We start from the raw sequence: 19,870 nt of genomic DNA on the forward strand, positions 1-19,870 counted from the left end.
CATAACTATGAAACAGCGTACACCAGTGTCTGAAATTATGACCAAGAATATTGTATCATTAACCAAATCAGATGATTTGGAAAAAGCTGAAATGTTATTTAAAAGGCATAAAATAAAACATATGCCAGTTGTGTCTAGAGGGATGATAATTGGTATATTAAGTTATACCGATTTAATGCGAATAAGTTACGCTGAAACGTCGTCAAAAGCAGAAAACACGATTGAATCTGTAGTTTATAATATGTTTACTATTGAGCAGGTAATGGTTAAGGATGTTGTGACAGTGAGTAGTAAAACGTCGATTAAGGATGTTACAAAGATTTTAGCTGCTTGCGAATTTCATGCTTTACCAGTTGTAGATAATGATACTTTAATAGGTATAGTTACAACAACCGATTTGCTCAATTACTATCATAAACAATTCTAGGAATTGGCTATAGCTTTAAGGTCTTTTATTGTTTCTTTTTGTGTATTGCTTTTGAATACATAGCTTCCCGCAACTAAAACATCTGCACCAGCATCAACAAGTTGTTTTGCATTTTTATTTGTAACACCACCATCAATCTCAATTTGAGTTGAAGCTCCTTTACGTGTAATTAAGTCTTTAAGCTGCTTGACTTTGCTGTAAGTGTTTTCTATAAAACTTTGACCGCCAAAACCTGGATTAACACTCATAATACAAACCAAGTCAATATCTTTTATAGTATCTTCTAATACATTTACATTAGTATGTGGGTTAAGAGCAACACCAGCTTTCATATCTTCGGCTTTAATGGCCTGTAGAGTTCTATGTAAATGTGTACAAGCTTCATAGTGTACTGTTAAAACATCACTTCCTAAATCAGCGAAGGTTTTAATGTATTTATCAGGATCAACAATCATTAAATGAACATCAATTGTTTTTTTTGCATGTTGAGCAATAGCTTGTAATACAGGCATTCCAAATGAAATATTTGGAACAAAAACGCCGTCCATAATATCAATATGAAACCAATCTGCTTCACTTTCATTAACCATTTCTACATCACGTTGAAGGTTAGCAAAATCTGCGGCTAATATGGATGGGGCGATTAGTTTTGACGACATATAAATTAAGTTTTCGCAAAGATAGATAAAGTCTTTATTTAAAGGAAAAGAATTTTGAAGTTAGCGCAAAAATAAACCCTCGGTAATCAGCCGAGGGTTCTTTCATCAATCAAAAAACGAACAGTTATGTGTAACTGTTTGTTACTGTAATTTAGTCGTAATTATAAACAATTACTAACCTAAATAAGTTTTTAATATTTTACTTCTAGACGTATGTTTTAATCTACGAATAGCTTTTTCTTTAATTTGTCTTACACGCTCACGTGTTAAATCGAAAGTTTCTCCAATTTCTTCTAGTGTCATTGGGTGTTGATTCCCTAAACCAAAATACAAACGAATCACATCTGCTTCTCTAGGTGTTAACGTTTCCAAAGCACGCTCAATTTCAGTACGAAGAGATTCGTGTAATAATTCTTTGTCAGGATTTGGTGATTCACCTGAATTTAATACATCATATAAGTTGGAATCTTCACCTTCAACTAAAGGTGCATCCATACTTACGTGACGTCCAGAATTCTTCATAGATTCTTTAACGTCATTAATAGTCATATCCAGTTCTTTTGCAATTTCTTCGGCAGAAGGTGGGCGCTCATGACTTTGCTCTAAGAAAGCAAATGTTTTATTAATCTTATTAATAGAACCAATTTTATTTAATGGTAAACGTACAATACGTGATTGTTCAGCTAAGGCTTGAAGAATCGATTGACGAATCCACCATACAGCATATGAGATGAATTTGAAACCACGTGTTTCATCAAAACGTTGCGCCGCTTTAATTAATCCTAAATTACCTTCATTAATTAAATCAGGTAAGGTTAAACCTTGGTTTTGATACTGTTTAGCTACCGATACAACAAAACGTAAGTTAGCTTTTGTTAACTTCTCCAAGGCTATTTGATCTCCAGCCTTAATACGTTGTGCTAATTCTACTTCTTCATCTGCAGTAATCAAATCAACCTTTCCAATTTCTTGCAGGTATTTATCTAACGAAGCGGTTTCTCTATTGGTTACCTGCTTCGTGATTTTAAGTTGTCTCATCTAATGTTCTCCTGTAATTTAATTGTGAATAAATAGGGCATTCGGTGGTTATACGTACTATTGTTACATTTTGTTACAAAAAAATATAAATATATTTATTTTCTAGTATTTGGACCCAAGTATTAATAAGAAGTCTCAAGTTTAAAACGTTTATATTCATAGTGTTAAAGGTGCTTTAGCTTATTTCTATACCATTTAAATATATTTTATCAATTTGGTTGTGCCCAAACGAGTAGGGTATTGCGGTATAAGAATTAATGGGTTTTGTAAGTAATACGTTTGCCTTTTTACCAATTGTTATACTACCAATATTTTTTTCCAATCCCATGGCGTAGGCTCCATTAACTGTAGCCGCATTTATAGCCTCTTCTGGCGTCATTTTCATTTTTATACAGGCTGCGGCGATTATAAAATTCATATTTCCAGAGGGAGCCGAACCAGGATTGTAGTCTGTAGCCAGAGCAAGGGGTAAACCTGCATCTATCATTTTACGAGCTGGCGTATAAGAAATACCTAAAAAAAAAGAACAACCTGGCAGTGCTACGGGCATGGTGTTCGTGTTTTTTAAGGAATCAATATCTATATTTCTCATTTCTTCAAGATGATCTACGGATAGAGCGTTGTACTCAATCCCTTTTTGTACGCCACCTATGGCCGTAAATTGATTGACATGCATTTTAGGAATTAGTCCATGTTTTTTTCCTGCTTTTAAAATGAGGTCGGTATCCTCAACGGAGAAATATCCTGTTTCACAAAAGATATCAATATATTCGGCAAGCTTTTCTTGTATTACTAGAGGTAATAATTCTTCAATAACGGTGTTTAAGTATTTTGCTTTGTTATTTTCGAATGCTTTTGGCAGGGCATGAGCAGCTAAGAAAGTCGATTTTATTTCAATTGGATATTCTTCTTTTAAGCGTTTGATAACACGAAGCATTTTTAATTCGCTTTCAGTTGTTAGACCATAACCAGATTTTATTTCGATGGCTCCTGTACCTAGCTTAATGACTTCTTCAAGTCTGACTTTGCTTTGTTGGTATAGCTCTTCTTCTGATGTTTCTTGCAATTTTTTAGCAGAGTTTAAAATACCTCCCCCGTTTTTAGCAATGTCTGTATAAGATAACCCTCTTATTCGATTTGAAAATTCAGACTCACGGTTTCCAGAATAAACAATGTGTGTATGAGAGTCGCACCATGAAGGAAGCATCATTCTTCCTGAAGCATCTACTAAAATGTCAAAACTTGAACTAGGGCAGTTACTCATGGAGCCAAAATCTGATATTATCCCATCTTGAAATGTTACGTAAGCGTTTTTTATAGTGGGTAGAATATTCATATCGGCTCCTGCTACAAAAGAAATAGGCTTGTCTCTAACTTGGAGGAGTTCTTTTATGTTTTTAAATAAAGTTCGCATTAGAAAAGGTCTTTTAATAAGTTATCATCTACTAAGTTAGGGATTGTAATTTTTAGTTTAGGTGTACGTTTCATTTCTCTCTTAATGGCAAAAATGGATCCTTTATTTCTGGCCCAACTTCTTCGTGCAATGCCATTGTGTACATCATAGAATATCATACTTTTTAATTTTTTTTCAGCTTCAGGGCTCCCGTCTAACAACAATCCAAAACCACCATTTATTACTTCTCCCCAACCAACACCACCTCCGTTATGGATAGACACCCATGTAGCTCCTCTAAAACTATCACCAATAACGTTATGAATTGACATATCTGCTGTGAATTTACTACCATCATAAATATTGGAAGTTTCTCTGTATGGAGAATCCGTTCCGCTTACATCATGATGATCTCTTCCTAAAACAACAGGACCAACTTTTCCTTCGGCTATAGCAGTATTGAAGGCAGTTGCTATTTTTGAACGTCCCTCAGCATCAGCATACAATATACGTGCTTGGGTACCAACAACCATTTTGTTTCTTTTAGCATTTTTAATCCAAGTAATATTATCCTGCGTTTGCAACTGAATTTCTTGTGGAGCACTTTTCATAATATCTTTTAAAACACGAGTTGCTATTTTATCTGTTATGTCTAAATCTTTTGGTTTTCCGCTAGTGCAAACCCATCTAAAAGGACCGAAACCATAATCAAAACACATTGGACCTAATATATCTTGTACATAGGAGGGGTATTTGAAATCAACCCCGTTTTTATGCATAACGTCCGCTCCAGCTCTTGAGGCTTCTAATAAAAAGGCGTTTCCATAATCGAAAAAATAAGTACCTTTTTTTGTGTGTTGGTTTATGGATTTTGCATGACGGATTAAAGTCTTTTTTACTTTTTCTTTGAAAAATTCTGGGTTTTCGCGGATTAACTTATTGGACTGCTCATATGAAATGTCAATAGGATAGTAGCCACCAGTCCATGGAATGTGAAGTGAAGTTTGATCTGAACCCACATGAACGAAAATGTCTTCCTTATCAAAACGCTCCCAAATACTAACAATATTACCAATAAAGGCAATTGAAACAGTTTCCTTTTGTGCTTGTGCCTGTTTTACTCTTACTGTCAAGTCATCCATAGAATCAATAAGTAAATCCACCCAGCCTTGTTCGAAGCGTTTTGTTGCAGCTTTTTTGTTTACTTCTGCAGCAATTGTAATGCACCCTACAATATTGCCAGCTTTGGGTTGAGCGCCACTCATTCCCCCTAATCCTGCTGTTAAAAATATTTTTCCTTTTGGGGTTTCACGGTCAGAGAGAATTTTACGAAATGCATTCATAAGCGTAATGGTAGTGCCATGAACAATTCCTTGGGGGCCAATATACATAAATGAACCTGCTGTCATTTGACCATATTGGGTAACTCCTAAAGCATTATATTTTTCCCAATCATCTGGTTTTGAATAATTAGGAATCATCATCCCATTTGTTACTACAACTCTGGGAGCACCTGTTGATGATGGAAATAAACCCATGGGGTGACCAGAGTATATATGTAAGGTCTGCGTATTTGTCATGGTAGCCAAATACTTCATCGTGACTAAATATTGGGCCCAGTTTTGAAATACAGCACCATTTCCACCGTAGGTAATTAATTCTTCGGGGTGTTGGGCAACATTAGGATCCAAATTATTTTGAATCATAAGCATAATAGCCGCTGATTGATAGGATTTCGCTGGATATTCGTCTATAGATCTGGCAAACATTTTATATTTTGGTTTGAACCTGTACATATAGATTCTACCAAAGTCTTTTAATTCCTGAGCGAATTCTGGGGCTAAGTCTTTATGCCATGCTTCTGGAAAATATCTTAATGCATTTCGTATTGCAAGTTGTTTTTCATTAGTTAATAGTACGTCTTTTCTTTTAGGGGCTCTATTTACGTTGGATGTAAGAACTCTTTTTTTTGGCAGTATAGAAGGAATACCTTGTAATATTTGTTCTTGAAAAGTCATTTGAAAATCAATTTAATTTACTACGATACATTTGTTTTTTACTAAGTTAATCATGGCGTTAATATCATCCTTTAGAATACGGTCTTCTTCCAATTTTGTGACATAAGATCGAATGATTTTGAAGTTTTCTTCAATTGTTTTAGAGAAGGTACAGGGTCTCCTAAACTCAAGCGCTTGAGCTGCATACATGAGTTCTATAGCTAATATTTTTTCTATGTTTTCTAATATTTGATTAAATTTTCTTCCGGAAATACTGCCCATAGAAACGTGGTCCTCTTGGCCTAAAGCTGTTGGGATACTATCTGCTGAAGGTGGGAAACACAAGGATTTGTTTTCGGTAACAAGAGCTGCTGTTGTGTATTGTGGAATCATAAATCCAGAGTTTAGTCCCCCTGAAGCCGTAAGTAATCTTGGAAGCCCGTATTTACCTTCAATTAATAAATAAGAGCGTCTATCTGAAATATTCCCCAGTTCGGAAGCGGCAACAGCACCATAATCTAATGCCATAGCAAGTGGCTGTCCATGAAAATTTCCGCCAGAAATGGCTACCGTATCACTTAAAACTATAGGGTTATCAGTAACAGAGTTCATTTCTATTTCTGCCAATTTCCTTAAATGATTGTAAGCATTTCTAGAAGCACCATGAACCTGCGGTATGCATCGCATAGAGTAGGGGTCTTGCACCCGTTCACAGTTTTCGTGCGACATAATATTTTCGGAGGACTTAAAAAGCATACGCATGCGCTTGGCAACCTTCAAACTTCCTTTAAAAGGTCTTATTTTGTGCAGTGACTTTTTAAAAGGAGAAGCACTTCCTTTATAGCCTTCAATACTCATAGCGCCTGCTACATCAGCTAAATCAAGAAGATATTTCATTTTATGTAATCCCACTATAGTGTGTGCTAGAATAAATTGTGTACCATTAATGAGCGCCAATCCTTCTTTAGCTTCTAGTTTAATGGGGTCTAAATTATGCTTGGTTAAGATTTTTTTTGCACTAACAATTTGATTGTCAACCCAGAATTCGCCATCGCCTAAAAGAGGCAAAAACAAATGAGAAAGCGGAGCTAAATCTCCAGAAGCTCCTACTGAACCTTGTTCTGGAACTACTGGTATTAAATTATTTTCAATGAAATAAATAATGCGGTTTATGACATCTAGTCGAATTCCAGAAAATCCTTGACATAAAGCGTGTATTTTGCAAATCATCATAATTTTCGATAACCGTTTATTAATCGGTTTTCCAACTCCAACAGCGTGGGTCATTAAAAGGTTTTTTTGAAGTTTACTAGTTTCATCTGGAGTGATTTGAACATCGCATAATGGACCAAACCCTGTGTTAATGCCATAAATAGCTTTGGAGGAAGCTGCCATGGCTTCTACTTTTTTTCTGCAAGTTTGGACTTTTTCTATAGTTTTAGCAGTTAATTGCGCGTTTAAAGAGCCATTTGAAATAGCAATTACTATCTCAACGGTTAGTTTGTCAAGGCCATATCGAAACATATATTTTAGGTTATATAGGTTTTATTCAAAGTTATTTTATAGTTTGATGTTCAACAAGATTAATTATTTACTATATTGATAACTATGGGTAATCAAATAGAACTTCGACATATAAAATATTTTCTTGCTGTTGCTGAAGATTTACATTTTAGGCGTGCAGCTGAACGTTTGTTTATTTCACAACCAGGGCTAAGTAGACAAATAAAACAAATGGAAGAAGGGTTAGGAGTCGAACTATTTTACCGACATAATAGAAAAGTTGAACTTACTATTGCAGGGGCCTTTTTAAAAGAGGAACTAACTAGAAATTTAAAAACTTTGGATAATGTATTTAGCCATGCTAAACTTTTAAATGATGGGTTAGGGGGTAATTTGAAATTAGGTTACGTAGGTTCGGCAATGAATCAAATTATTCCCGATTTGCTATTGAGGTTTGAAAAATCTAATCAAGATATTGTGATTTCTTTAAAGGAAATGGATAATCAAAAGCAGATCGAAAGCTTATTATCTCAAGACATTGATATGGGTTTTGTTCGTTTAGAAAAGGTACCCCGTACCATAGAAATTAGGCCAATTTTAAAAGAACCCTTTTGCATTGTTCTTCCAAAGGAACATCATATAAGAGACTCCAGTTTTACTGATATTTCACAATTAAAAAACGAACCTTTTATTTTGTTTGATTCTCAATATAGTTCCTCATATTTTGAAAAGGTTATGCATATATTTGAAGATGCCGGTTTTGTACCTAGTGTATCTCATTATACAATTCATGCCACGTCAATTTATAAGTTGGTTGAAAATGGTTTTGGAGTTTCTATAGTACCTAAATCGTTAATTTCGGGTTCTTTTAAAAGTTTGAAATTTATAGAGTTGAATAAAGTTATGCATCGTACAACGTTGTCAGTGGTATGGAATAGGGAAAGCATCAATCCAGTGTTGGGAAAGATTTTGGAGTTCTTATATTGATAAATAAAAAAGGTTAGTTTTAGAAGTTTTTGCGCCCAAAGGCTTTAAGGAATTTGATGTTTTTGATCTATTAAAAATGCATGACTTCAATTGTATTTAAGCTTGTTGTTTTAATAGATAATCTTTAGTTTTGTAACATAAATTAATGCCTTGATAAAATGAGTGTAGATATTACTTTTACTCAGAATTCCGGAGATAATAAACACTATAGGGTTCTTAAAAAAAGGGTGGATGCTGTTGTTAAAGATTTACCTAAGTCTAGAAACACAGCTAAAAAGATAACAACCTTTTTTTGTATTTCTCTTTACGTACTTATTTATTTTTTGGCTTTATATAATATAGAAAATGTTGGCCTGTATTATTTGCTTTATGCCGGTTTAGGGTTTGCAATAGTTTTTATTTTTTTAAACATTATACATGACGCTGTACATAACCATGTGTTTAATAAAAACTGGTCCAATAATTTGGTGTTAATAGTTTTTGATTTGCTTGGTGCAAATAGTTTTATATGGAAGAATAGACATATTAAAATGCACCATAATTATCAGAATATTATGGGTTGGGATTCTGACATAGAGCAAGCGGGACCTGTAAAAATATATCCTGCAAGCGAAACAAAGCCCATTCATAAAAAACAGCACATTCTAGTATTTTTTATGTACCCCTTGTATTTGTTTAATTGGGTTTTGATAAGAGACTTTAAAGACTTCTTTCAGGAAGATCGTTGTATTAAAAAGAAGCTTGATAAAATACCGTTAATAGAATATGTGAAACTGTTTTTCTTTAAGTTTTTCTTTATTTTTTATATGGTGTTTATTCCAATATTAATGGGACAAAGTGTAGGTACCGCAATAGGAGCTTTATTAGTAATGTTGGTGGTAGGGAGTTTAGTGGCATTAACTATTTTACTTACTGCGCACCCTAATTTAACGAATGAGTTTCCTGTTCCTGATGAAAATGGTAAAATACCCAATAGTTGGTTAGAGCATCAGTTTATTACAACAAATGATGTTACCTTGGATAATTGGTTTAGCCGAAATTTAATGGGGAATTTTAACTACCATATTGTTCATCATATATATCCAAATATTAGTCCTGTTTACTCTCCAGAAGCAACTCAAGTTATTAAGGAATATGCTGAAGAGAATGGCTTTAAGTATAAATCTTGGACTATTTGGAAAGCCTTGTATCATCATTATCAATTAATTAAATCAAATGCTGATAATGCAACTGCAGAATTTAATATTTTAGAAGAAGATATGTAATTCCAATTTAATTATAAAATAAAAGCTTCTTTAATACCATTTGATTAAAGAAGCTTTTATTTTATAAAAATGGGTTTAATCTAAAATTTGGATCGTTACCGAACTTTGAATTTTTAATTCTTTTCCTTTTAATCTTGCATCAGCTAAAAAAGCTTTGGTGTCTTCTTTTGAAGTAATGAGTTCTATAATTCGGCTGTTATCAAATGTACAGGAATCATTTATGTTTCCTTCCGTTCTTGATAATCTTTGGATTTTGTGAAAATTGATTTTAGTATCTAGAAGGCCATTTAGTATGGTGCGAGCTTCTGATAGTGTAAATGATCCATCAACCAGATTAATTTTTTGTTTCAATTGTAGTTTTTCTGATTTTTTTAATGTTGTTTCCATAAGGTATTGTGTTAAAGATTATTAAAAATTTTGAATAATGCATAAGTAAAGCGGCATGCCCAAAGTGATGTTAAAGGGGAAGGTTATAGCTAAGGCCATGGGTATATATAAGCTCGGACTCGCTTTGGGAACAGCTATTTTCATGGCGGCTGGAACTGCAATGTATGATGCACTAGCAGCTAGTATGGCAAATAAAAGTCTATTGCCAACGCCTTCAATAAATATGCCACTAGCCAAAGCCACTAGCGTTCCATTTGTAATTGGAATAATTATTGCAAATACTAAGGCGAACCATCCTTTCTTAATTAAGTCTGATATTTTTCTACCACTTGTTATTCCCACATCTAGTAGAAATACAGCAAGGAATCCTTTAAATATATCTGTAGTAAAAGGTTTTATACCTTCAGCTTGCGCATCACTTGCCAGAAAGCCAATAATTAAACTCCCAATAATTAAAAGCACGCTACCATTAAAAAGAGCATGTTGCAATACGGTTTTAATTGGAATATCTGATTTCCCACGGCTTCCTTTTGAAATCATGATTAAAAAAAGACCTATCATAATAGATGGGGCTTCCATTAAAGCCATAACAGCAACCATATGTCCATTAAATGGGATTTGCTCCATTTCTAAGAATGCAATTGTTGTTATAAAGGTAACTGCGCTTACAGAGCCGTAGGATGCTGCAATAGCTCCAGCGTTATCTATACTAAACTTTTTTCGTAAAATATAATATGTGTATACAGGAACAGTTAAGGCTAAAAATATGCCGAAGACTAACGACCAAACGATCTCCAACGAAAAAGTACTGTGAGATAGTTCTTGCCCGCCTTTAAAGCCTATGGCTAATAATAAATAAAGAGAGATAAACTTGGACGAGTTTTCAGGTATTTTTAAATCACTTTTAAGTTGAACAGCAACAATTCCTAGAAAGAAAAAAAGTAATGCTGGGTTAGTAAGGTTGTCAATAAGTAAATGTAAATCCATAAAAAGATTAAAAAAATTATATTAGTTAATGGTTATAAGTGTTCTTTCCGTTCATAAGGGCTAAGCAGATTATTGTTCCACATAAAATCAGCTCCTCTAAAAACAACTTGTTACTTCTTATTGATAGCGAAATAAATGTGAGATAGATGGATAGGATAATAACCACGCTAAGTGAAACGGGTTTTTGATTAAAATTTTGAATACTGGTAAAAAGTTTTTCTTTCATCGATTTTAATTTTGATGCAAAGTTTAGTTTTATAATTCATATATTTTTATTTATATTTATTATAAAATATATAAAAATAAATTATGAACTATACCTTGCATCAATTAGAGATTTTCTTAAAAGTTGCTGAATTACAAAGTGTTACTAAGGCTTCGGAAGCGTTGTATTTGACTCAGCCTGCAGTTTCTATTCAATTGAAAAAATTACAGGAGCAGTTTAAAATTCCATTGTTCGAAGTTGTTGGAAGACGGATTTATATTACGGAATTTGGAGAAGAGGTTGTTGTTGCAGGGAAGAAAATAATGAATGAGGTTAAAGCTATAGACTACAGGGCATTGTCGTATCAAGGTGAGCTAGCAGGGAAACTAAGAATTGCCATTGTATCTACAGCTAAATATGTTATGCCTTTTTTTATTTCAGATTTTATAAATACACATCGCGGTGTAGACCTGATTATGGATGTGACTAATAAAACTTCCGTTATAAAAGCTTTAGAAAATAATGAAGTTGATTTTGCGATGGTTTCTACAATACCGAATAAGCTGAAAATTAATAGAATAGAACTTATGCGAAATGAGTTGTATATGGTTGGGGGAAAAGGATATAAACACAAGAGTAAAAACTTAACAAAAACTGAATTTCAAAAATTACCACTTATATATAGAGAACAGGGGTCTGCAACCCGTTTGGCAATGGAAAAATTTATAGATTCAAAAAAAATATCGACTTATAAAAAAATGGAATTAACCTCGAATGAAGCTTTAAAACAAGCTGTTATTTCTGGATTAGGTTATTCTATCATGCCTTTAATAGGTATTAAGAATGCTATTACTATAGGGGATTTGCAAATTATACCAGTGAAAGGTTTACCCATTGTGACAAATTGGAATTTAATATGGTTAAGTTCTAAAAATATGTCAGTAATAGCGAAATCACTTATAGATTACGTTAAAGAAAATAAAGAATCATTGATAGAAAAGCACTTTGGTTGGATGGAACAGTACGATTAAATATTAATGAGTCTTTGATTCTTAAAAAGTAAAATTTAAAATGTAACTGCCCTGAAAAAATAACTTTTAATTAAATGTAAATACCTCATTAGGTTATCTTTTGTTTTGGTAATTCACGCGTTAACCAGCCACTTTTATTTGCAGTAGCAATGGCGTAAGGGGTAATCCAAAACAATCCAAACGTATAGAGTACACTATAAGTATATGCCCATAAGGATTCTGATATGTCATATTTTTTAGCATAAAAAATAACAGGAAAGGTTGATAAAATGAACACGCTAAATAGTGTTGAACTTACAAATAGTAAAGGATGAGTAACAACAAAAAGAAGCATAAAAATTAAAAAGGGGTAACACATGATAATCTCGAGAGATTGGCTTAAAAATAACAGTCGTGTTCCAAATTTCGATTCTTCTTTAAAATTTGTGAAAACATATTTTGACATGGCTATATTTTCACGAACGTTGCTTCGTCCCCATCTAATAAACATTTTATATAAACCGCTATATTTTTCAGGAACGTTAGTATAAGCATATGCATTTTTTTGAAATAAAACGTGGTAACCTTGCCTTAATATCATATTCGTCATGGCACGATCTTCACCTATGTCTGATGGTTTTCCCATAAAAGTTTGGTTAATCCATTCTGGCAGACAAGCAAAAACGGCATCACGACGATATGCAGCCAAGGCACCAGGTGTACATAATACAGAATTAAGGCTACTTTCAGCTGAACGTACAAATTCAAAACTTAATACAAAGCTAACATCGAGCATCTTTGGAAGAAGTGCTTTTTTGTTATTTAAAACTCGAATGTTTCCAGCAACAGCACCACATTTTTCATTTGTTGCCAGCGGACTTACAAGGTTTCTTAAAGTATCTTTTTTTACTATAGAATCACTATCTACGGTTATAAATATCTCTCCTGTTCCTTCGTTGAATCCACGGTAAAGCGCATGGCGCTTTCCTTTGTTTTCAGGTTGTCTAAATATAGATAAACCATCTCCTAGAACTTTTTTGGCTTCAATAATCCAAGGCCAAGTATTGTCCTTACTACCGTCATCAATAGCTAGTAATTGTAATTTTTGTTTAGGATAATCACTTTTAGCCAAACTCATAAGTGTATCATAAACTTGTTTACCTTCGTTATACGCAGGAACAATTACGGTACAGGTTGGAAGTTTATCATCCGAAACCGACGCTACGGGTTTATAGCAAAAATATTTATAAAGCGTATATATAAAAAAGCCTGCTTTGAAAACCAGTAAAGCTCCTGCAATAGTCATAAAGGTTAATCCGAATACGTTAGAGGTTCTTTCTATATTAAATTCATAGAAATCATTTTGTAAGATGAAAAATAAGTAGATAGCATCTATTATTAACAAAAAGGTACAAACAATAACAAAAGTACTCCAAAGGCTGGAGTTGTTCTCTTTCTTTGAGAAATTTAGAGGGGTTAATTTACTCAATGTATTTTTCATTTTCTAGTATGGATTTACTTGTTATACGTTGATATTTAGTGTTTAGATTTTGTTTAAAGTTTTTTTACGAAAAAAAATTTTTAGATTAGAATTGTAACAAAAAAAAAGCCAATGAATTATAACTCATTGGCTTTTAATATTTGAAAAGAATTAAGAATTAATCCTCTTTCTTATCTTCTCTAGGTTTTCTATCGTCTCTACGATTATCTCTGTTACGATTATCACGTCCACGATTATCTCTACCTCTGTTATCTCTACCACGTCCACCACGATCATTATTTTCTCTTGGCGGTCTTGCTACATAACCTTCTGGTTTAGGTAATATAGCTTTACGAGATACTTTTTCCTTACGGGTTCTTGAATCTATACCAAAGTATTTTACATCAAATACATCGCCCATATTTACAACATCAGATACGTTTTCAGTACGTTCCCAAGCTAATTCGCTTACATGTAATAATACTTCGTTTCCTGGAGCCTCAACATACTCTACAACAGCTCCAAAGTCAAGCATTTTAATAACTTTTACTTCGTATACGCTACCAACTTCAGGCTTAAATAATAAAGAATCTATTTTTGCCATAACAGCATCAATACCTTTGTTACCAACACCTAAAATTTCAACAATACCTTCCTCAGTAACAGGATCTTCATTAATAACAATGGTCGTTTCTGTTTCTTTTTGCATCTCCTGAATTACTTTTCCTCCAGGGCCAATTAACGCTCCAATAAATTCATTTGGGATACGTCTTGATACCATTGTAGGTGCATGATCTTTAACTTCTGCATTAGGTGTTTCAATAGTTTCAGTAATCTTACCTAAAATATGTAAACGACCTTCGCGAGCTTGATTTAAAGCGTTAACAAGGATTTCGTACGATAACCCTTTTACTTTAATATCCATTTGGCAAGCTGTAATACCATCTTCAGTACCAGTAACTTTAAAGTCCATATCTCCTAAGTGATCTTCATCACCTAAAATATCAGAAAGTACAGCATATTTTCCAGAATCAGCATCAGAAATTAACCCCATTGCAATACCAGAAACAGGTTTCTTTAATTGTACACCGGCATCCATCATGGCCATAGTACCTGCACAAACAGTTGCCATAGACGAAGAACCGTTAGATTCTAAAATCTCAGAAACAACACGTACCGTATAAGGACAGTCTTCAGGAACCATCCCTTTTAAAGCACGTTGCGCTAAGTTTCCATGTCCAACTTCACGACGAGATGTTCCTCGGATAGGTCTAGCTTCTCCAGTTGAAAAAGGAGGGAAGTTATAATGTAAGTAGAAACGCTCTTCACCTTCGTAAGACGGCATGTCTATTTGGTTAGCTTCTCTACTAGTACCTAAAGTAACCGTAGCTAAAGCTTGAGTTTCCCCACGAGTAAAGATTGAAGAACCATGTGTAGATGGTAAATAATCAACCTCACACCAAATAGGTCTTATATCAGTAGTTTTACGTCCATCTAAACGTAAACCTTCGTTTAATGTTAAGTCTCTAACCGCAGCTTTTTCAGCTTTAGCATAATATTTAGAAATTAATCCACCAAAATCTTCTTGTTCTTCTTCTGAAAAACTAGCAATGATTTCTTCTTTAATTTCACCAAAAGCAGCACTACGCTCATGTTTTGCAGAACCTGCTTGAGCCACAGTATATACTTTATCGTACGCCATATCGTGAATTTTTTGTGCTAAATCAGCATCTTCACGTTCTGGCTCATATTCCCGAGTCTCTTTTTTACCAAAAGCTTCAGCTAATTTTACTTGAGCAGCACATTGAACTTTAATAGCTTCATGTGCGAACTTAATAGCTTCTGTCATTTCTTCTTCAGAAATCTCATCCATTTCACCTTCAACCATCATTACAGAATCAGCAGAAGCACCAATCATCATATCGATGTCAGACTCCTCTAATTGAGCACGAGTTGGGTTGATAATGAATTCACCATTTACACGACCAACTCTAGCTTCAGAGATAGCACATTCAAACGGGAAATCTGATAATTGAATAGCTGCCGAAGCTGCTAAACCTGCCATAGCATCAGGCATAACTTCTGGGTCATGAGACATTAGCTGAATCATCACCTGAGTTTCAGAATGGTAATCTTTTGGGAATAACGGACGTAAAACACGATCTACTAAACGCATTGTTAATACTTCACCGTCACTTGGTCTAGCTTCTCTTTTAAAGAAACCACCAGGGTATCTTCCCGCTGCAGCAAATTTCTCTCTGTAGTCTACCGTTAAAGGTAAAAAGTCTACATCAGCTTGTTTGTAGTTGGAAACAACCGTACACAAAAGCATACATTTTCCAGATTGTACAACAACGCTACCGTGCGCTTGTTTTGCCAATTTTCCGGTTTCAATAGAAATTTCTCTACCGTCACCAAGGTCTATAACCTCTTTAAATGTTTGTGGAATCATAAATTTTTTCTTGTAATTCAAGCAGCATCGTGCTCAAATTAGGTTAAACAATGGTCGTTGTGTTGTGTGTAGTTGTTGTGTGTTAGACAATTAAATGTCTTTTGACCAATGAAAAACTATAATTAGCTTCTTCTAATACGTAAATTATACTCTTACGCTAGAGTTATATTTAAACAAAAAACCACGCTAAGGCGTGGTCTTTATGTTTATTAGATTATTTTCTTAATCCTAATTCTTTTACTATGGCACGATATCTTAAGATATCTTTCTTAGTTAAGTAATCTAGCAAAGCACGACGCTTTCCTACTAGTTTTACTAATGAACGCTCAGTATTAAAATCTTTACGATTGTTTTTTAAGTGTTCTGTTAAGTGATTAATTCTTTGCGTAAATAACGCAATTTGTCCTTCTGCAGAACCAGTATCGTTTTTCCCTTTACCGTGTTTTGCGAACAATTTTTCTTTTTCTTCTTTTGCTAAATACATGCTAATATTATTGTAAATGATTGTTATGTACACGAAAGCCTTTCTTTCGAGCGGCAAATATAGTAACTTTTTTGGTTTGGAAGGTTTTTTTCCGTAACTTTTACTTGACATTTACCCTAGCCTAAGACCAAAGATTATAATAGCAGGTATAACTTTGTAATTTCTTATGCATGAAAGCGTCATTTCTACACAAAAATTTTCCTGACACCTACGATTCCTTTGAAAAAATATTCAACAACACCTACAACGGTATCGTCATCCTAACCTTAGATGGTGATTGGATAAAAGTAAACGATAGTATTTGCGAACTATTTGGATATACTCGGAATGAATTATTTAATATGGATATCCAGAACATAGTCTTTAGAGAAGATTTAGGAGTTCATGCCACAAAATATGAACGATTAATGCAAGGAAAAATAAACCGATATCGGGTTCGGCAACGTTATTTTCATAAAGATGGGTCTATAATTTGGGTGTTAATTTCGGCTTCTTTAATATGTAATAAGGAAGGAAATCCAACCCAGATGATCTGGCAGTTTTCTGATATTACTAGTAGAAAGCTGAATCAAGATAAACTAAAACTCATGCTTGGTGTGGTGAGAGAACAAAATGAAAGACTCACCACTTTTGCAGATATTATAACTCATAACTTAAGATCGCATTCAGGAAATTTATCAACGATTAAAGGTTTTCTTGTAGATGAGTTTGAATGGCTAAGTACAAATGAAAATTTTGATATTTTAACCAAGGCCATAGATAACTTGGAGGAAACGGTTTCCCATCTCACAGAAGTGGCTAAAATTAAGCAGGTGGGAAATGATGAAATTGAAACCTTAAACTTATATGATTACGTTGAAAAAGCTATATATAATGTTGCTGCATTAGCACGCAATACAAAAACACATATTATTAATAATCTTGAAGAAGTTGTTGAGGTAAAAGGTGTACCTGCATATTTAGATAGTATTATTTTAAATTTTTTAACCAATGCTATAAAATATAGGGCAGAAGAACGCTTACCTGAGGTAAGAATATCCGCTGAGGAAATAGACCAATTTATAGTTTTAAAGATTTCTGATAATGGTATGGGTATCGATTTAATTAAATATGGAAAGAAACTTTTTCATATGTACAAAACGTTTCATTCTAATAAAGATTCGATTGGTATTGGTTTATTTATTACCAAGAATCATATTGAATCTATGGGAGGTAAAGTTGAGGTTGTTAGTGAAGTTGATATTGGTACAACGTTTTCAATATACTTAAAACGAGCATAAAAAAAGCGAGCCAATTGGCTCGCTTTTTTTATTTTCTCAAGGGCTGATTTAGTATCAAGTCCAAGTACTGATTAACTTTATCTTTTAAATCTTTTCTAAGAGTTATAAAATCTAAGAAACCATGTTCAAGTAAAAACTCGGAAGTCTGAAAACCTTCTGGTAATTCTTTTCCAGTTGTATCTCTTACAATTCGCGGTCCCGCAAAACCAATTAAAGCACCAGGCTCACTAATATTTATATCTCCTAACATCGCAAATGATGCAGTTGTACCTCCTGTAGTGGGATCTGTACATAATGAGATGTATGGAATTTGGGCATCTGCCAGTTGTGCTAATTTTACAGAAGTTTTAGCTAATTGCATTAAAGATAATGCGGCTTCCATCATTCTAGCTCCTCCAGATTTTGAAATGACCATTAACGGAATATTATGCTTTAAAGAATAATCTGCAGCTCTCGCTATTTTTTCTCCAACCACACTACCCATCGATCCTCCAATGAAGGCAAAATCCATGCAGGCTACTACTAAATCTTTTCCTTTAGATTTACCAACAGCAGTACGAACGGCATCTTTTAATTTAGTTTTCGATTGTGCCGCTTTTAAACGCTCTGGATATTTTTTTGTATCCTCAAATTTTAAAGGATCTTTTGATTCAAGGTTCTTATCTAATTCTTTAAATTTATTATCGTCAAAAAGAATTTCAAAGTATTCTTTACTGCCTATTCGAACATGGTAACCATCTTCTGGACTTACATAAAAATTCTTTTCTAATTCTTCAGTATCTACAATTTTACCTGTTGGTGATTTATACCACAACCCTTTTGGTGTGTCTTTTTTCTCTTCGGTAGTTGTAGTTATTCCTGCTGTTTTTCTTTTAAACCAAGACATATATTGATGTATTGTTTTTAGTTTTTGTCATTTTTAATATAGTTATGGTATACTAAAAATGATGGCTATGGGTTAGTTACTTTTGCTTTTGCAAAGTGTACAAAATTACTATTTTTATTATTCAAACTCAAAAATTGTGAGTTCAATCTCAAATCTATGAATGTAGTAAAAACCAAAAATCCTGTTCAATAACTAAATTTAATAGTTAAAAACAGGATTTTATATGGTGTTTGTACTAGGTGTAAAGCGGTCTGTTTAAACTCTTCCTAAAGATTGAAGTAGTAGTCTAACCTCTAATAATACCTAGGGTAACGCTCAAATTAAAGCGTATTTACGTTATTTAAATCTTCAAAAGCTTTTTTCAAACGAGCTACAAAAGTTTTTTCACCTTCACGTAACCAAACTCTTGGGTCGTAATATTTTTTATTTGGAGAATCATCTCCTTCAGGGTTTCCTATTTGAGATTTTAAGTATTCTGATTTACCGCCCATATAATCTCTAATACCACTCATAAAAGCATATTGTAAATCGGTATCGATGTTCATTTTTACAGTACCATAGCTAATTCCTTCACGAATTTCTTCAACTGTAGATCCTGATCCACCGTGGAATACAAAATCGATATGGTTTTCTTCAACACCATACTTTTTGGTAATAAATTCTTGAGAGTTCTTTAAAATTTTTGGAGTTAGTTTTACATTACCAGGTTTGTAAACACCATGTACATTACCAAAAGCAGCAGCAATAGTAAATTGAGGACTTACTTTACTTAGCTCTTCATAAGCATATGCAACTTCTTCTGGCTGTGTGTATAATTTAGAATCATCAACATCTGTATTATCAACACCATCTTCTTCACCTCCCGTGATACCTAACTCAATTTCTAAAGTCATACCCATTTTGCTCATGCGTTCTAAATAGGTTTTACAGATAGCAATATTTTCTTCAATTGGCTCTTCTGAAAGGTCAATCATGTGAGAACTGAATAATGATTTTCCAGTTTCAGCAAAATGTTTTTCACTGGCATCTAATAAACCATCTATCCAAGGTAATAATTTCTTAGCACAGTGGTCTGTATGTAAAATTACAGGAACACCATAAGCCTCAGCTAAAGTATGCACGTGTTTTGCTCCAGCAATAGCTCCAGCAATAGCGGCTTTTTGACCATCGTTACTTAAACCTTTACCAGCATTAAATTGTGCACCCCCATTGGAAAATTGAATAATAACTGGAGCGTTTAAATCTCTAGCAGTTTCCAAAACTCCGTTAATAGTATCTGAACCAATTACGTTTACAGCAGGAAGCGCATAGTTATTAGCTTTTGCGTGGTTAAAAATAGCTTGAACTTCTTGTCCTGTGGCTACTCCAGGTTTTATGTTATGTCCCATTTTTTTATTTTAATATGATTTCTAAAATTATTAGGTATCAAA

Annotated in this window: 17 protein-coding genes; 5 read left to right on the forward strand and 12 right to left on the reverse strand. The window is 33.7% G+C overall.

The features are described 5' to 3' along the window. Positions 1–7: 7 nt before the first annotated feature. Positions 8–427, forward strand: a complete 420-nt coding sequence (locus Q0857_RS13135; protein ID WP_298536027.1) for an HPP family protein — start codon at positions 8–10, stop codon at positions 425–427. Here the strand turns inward: Q0857_RS13135 and rpe are convergent. The 5 genes from rpe to hutH form a co-directional block, all read right to left on the reverse strand. Then, complete coding sequence (rpe, locus tag Q0857_RS13140) at positions 424–1,086, reverse strand: ribulose-phosphate 3-epimerase (protein WP_298536029.1); 663 nt, start codon at positions 1,084–1,086, stop codon at positions 424–426. The genes Q0857_RS13135 and rpe overlap by 4 nt on opposite strands. A gap of 174 nt (positions 1,087–1,260) precedes the next feature. Further along, positions 1,261–2,124: a sigma-70 family RNA polymerase sigma factor gene (locus Q0857_RS13145; protein WP_019387909.1), complete on the reverse strand. Its 864-nt coding sequence runs from the start codon at positions 2,122–2,124 to the stop codon at positions 1,261–1,263. Positions 2,125–2,299: 175 nt separating this feature from the next. Continuing rightward, positions 2,300–3,538: an imidazolonepropionase gene (gene hutI, locus Q0857_RS13150; protein WP_298536031.1), complete on the reverse strand. Its 1,239-nt coding sequence runs from the start codon at positions 3,536–3,538 to the stop codon at positions 2,300–2,302. Next, on the reverse strand, positions 3,538–5,535 hold the full coding sequence (locus tag Q0857_RS13155) for a urocanate hydratase (RefSeq protein WP_298536033.1): 1,998 nt from the start codon (positions 5,533–5,535) through the stop codon (positions 3,538–3,540). The genes hutI and Q0857_RS13155 overlap by 1 nt, the downstream gene beginning before the upstream one ends. Before the next feature lie 12 nt (positions 5,536–5,547). Continuing rightward, complete coding sequence (gene hutH / locus Q0857_RS13160) at positions 5,548–7,038, reverse strand: histidine ammonia-lyase (protein WP_298536035.1); 1,491 nt, start codon at positions 7,036–7,038, stop codon at positions 5,548–5,550. Between the two features lie 84 nt (positions 7,039–7,122). Between hutH and Q0857_RS13165 the strand changes: the two genes are divergently transcribed. Further along, on the forward strand, positions 7,123–8,004 hold the full coding sequence (locus Q0857_RS13165; protein ID WP_298536037.1) for a LysR family transcriptional regulator: 882 nt from the start codon (positions 7,123–7,125) through the stop codon (positions 8,002–8,004). A gap of 158 nt (positions 8,005–8,162) precedes the next feature. Further along, positions 8,163–9,269 carry a fatty acid desaturase gene (locus Q0857_RS13170; RefSeq protein ID WP_298536038.1) on the forward strand — a complete coding sequence of 369 codons (1,107 nt, stop codon included), beginning with the start codon at positions 8,163–8,165 and terminating at the stop codon, positions 9,267–9,269. A gap of 75 nt (positions 9,270–9,344) precedes the next feature. On the opposite strand, the gene Q0857_RS13175 is transcribed toward Q0857_RS13170, so the two are convergent. Beyond that, positions 9,345–9,656 carry a hypothetical protein gene (locus tag Q0857_RS13175; RefSeq protein ID WP_298536040.1) on the reverse strand — a complete coding sequence of 104 codons (312 nt, stop codon included), beginning with the start codon at positions 9,654–9,656 and terminating at the stop codon, positions 9,345–9,347. A 21-nt stretch (positions 9,657–9,677) separates the two neighbouring features. After that, positions 9,678–10,643 carry a sodium-dependent bicarbonate transport family permease gene (locus Q0857_RS13180; protein ID WP_298536042.1) on the reverse strand — a complete coding sequence of 322 codons (966 nt, stop codon included), beginning with the start codon at positions 10,641–10,643 and terminating at the stop codon, positions 9,678–9,680. 309 nt (positions 10,644–10,952) lie between these two features. On the opposite strand from Q0857_RS13180, the gene Q0857_RS13185 reads away from it, so the two are divergent. Further along, on the forward strand, positions 10,953–11,879 hold the full coding sequence (locus Q0857_RS13185) for a LysR family transcriptional regulator (protein WP_298536044.1): 927 nt from the start codon (positions 10,953–10,955) through the stop codon (positions 11,877–11,879). Positions 11,880–11,967: 88 nt separating this feature from the next. On the opposite strand, the gene Q0857_RS13190 is transcribed toward Q0857_RS13185, so the two are convergent. The 3 genes from Q0857_RS13190 to rpsO all read right to left on the reverse strand — a co-directional run bounded on the left by Q0857_RS13190 (position 11,968) and on the right by rpsO (position 16,274). Continuing rightward, on the reverse strand, positions 11,968–13,359 hold the full coding sequence (locus tag Q0857_RS13190) for a glycosyltransferase (protein ID WP_298536046.1): 1,392 nt from the start codon (positions 13,357–13,359) through the stop codon (positions 11,968–11,970). 157 nt (positions 13,360–13,516) lie between these two features. Continuing rightward, positions 13,517–15,790 (reverse strand): polyribonucleotide nucleotidyltransferase, encoded by a 2,274-nt coding sequence (locus Q0857_RS13195; RefSeq protein ID WP_298536048.1) that lies wholly within the window; start codon positions 15,788–15,790, stop codon positions 13,517–13,519. Between the two features lie 214 nt (positions 15,791–16,004). After that, complete coding sequence (rpsO, locus tag Q0857_RS13200) at positions 16,005–16,274, reverse strand: 30S ribosomal protein S15 (protein WP_298536749.1); 270 nt, start codon at positions 16,272–16,274, stop codon at positions 16,005–16,007. Between the two features lie 170 nt (positions 16,275–16,444). Here rpsO and Q0857_RS13205 point away from each other — a divergent pair, with 170 nt between their 5' ends. Further along, complete coding sequence (locus Q0857_RS13205; RefSeq protein ID WP_298536050.1) at positions 16,445–17,554, forward strand: PAS domain S-box protein; 1,110 nt, start codon at positions 16,445–16,447, stop codon at positions 17,552–17,554. A 28-nt stretch (positions 17,555–17,582) separates the two neighbouring features. Here the strand turns inward: Q0857_RS13205 and accD are convergent, their stop codons facing one another. Together accD and fbaA are read right to left on the reverse strand one after the other, a co-directional pair. Continuing rightward, a complete protein-coding gene (accD, locus tag Q0857_RS13210; protein WP_298536052.1) occupies positions 17,583–18,440 on the reverse strand; it encodes an acetyl-CoA carboxylase, carboxyltransferase subunit beta in 858 nt (285 codons plus the stop codon). 320 nt (positions 18,441–18,760) lie between these two features. Then, positions 18,761–19,828: a class II fructose-bisphosphate aldolase gene (gene fbaA, locus Q0857_RS13215; RefSeq protein ID WP_298536054.1), complete on the reverse strand. Its 1,068-nt coding sequence runs from the start codon at positions 19,826–19,828 to the stop codon at positions 18,761–18,763. Positions 19,829–19,870: the final 42 nt, after the last annotated feature.

Origin of the sequence: uncultured Algibacter sp. (assembly GCF_947495925.1) — a bacterium.
GTDB lineage: Bacteria > Bacteroidota > Bacteroidia > Flavobacteriales > Flavobacteriaceae > Algibacter_E.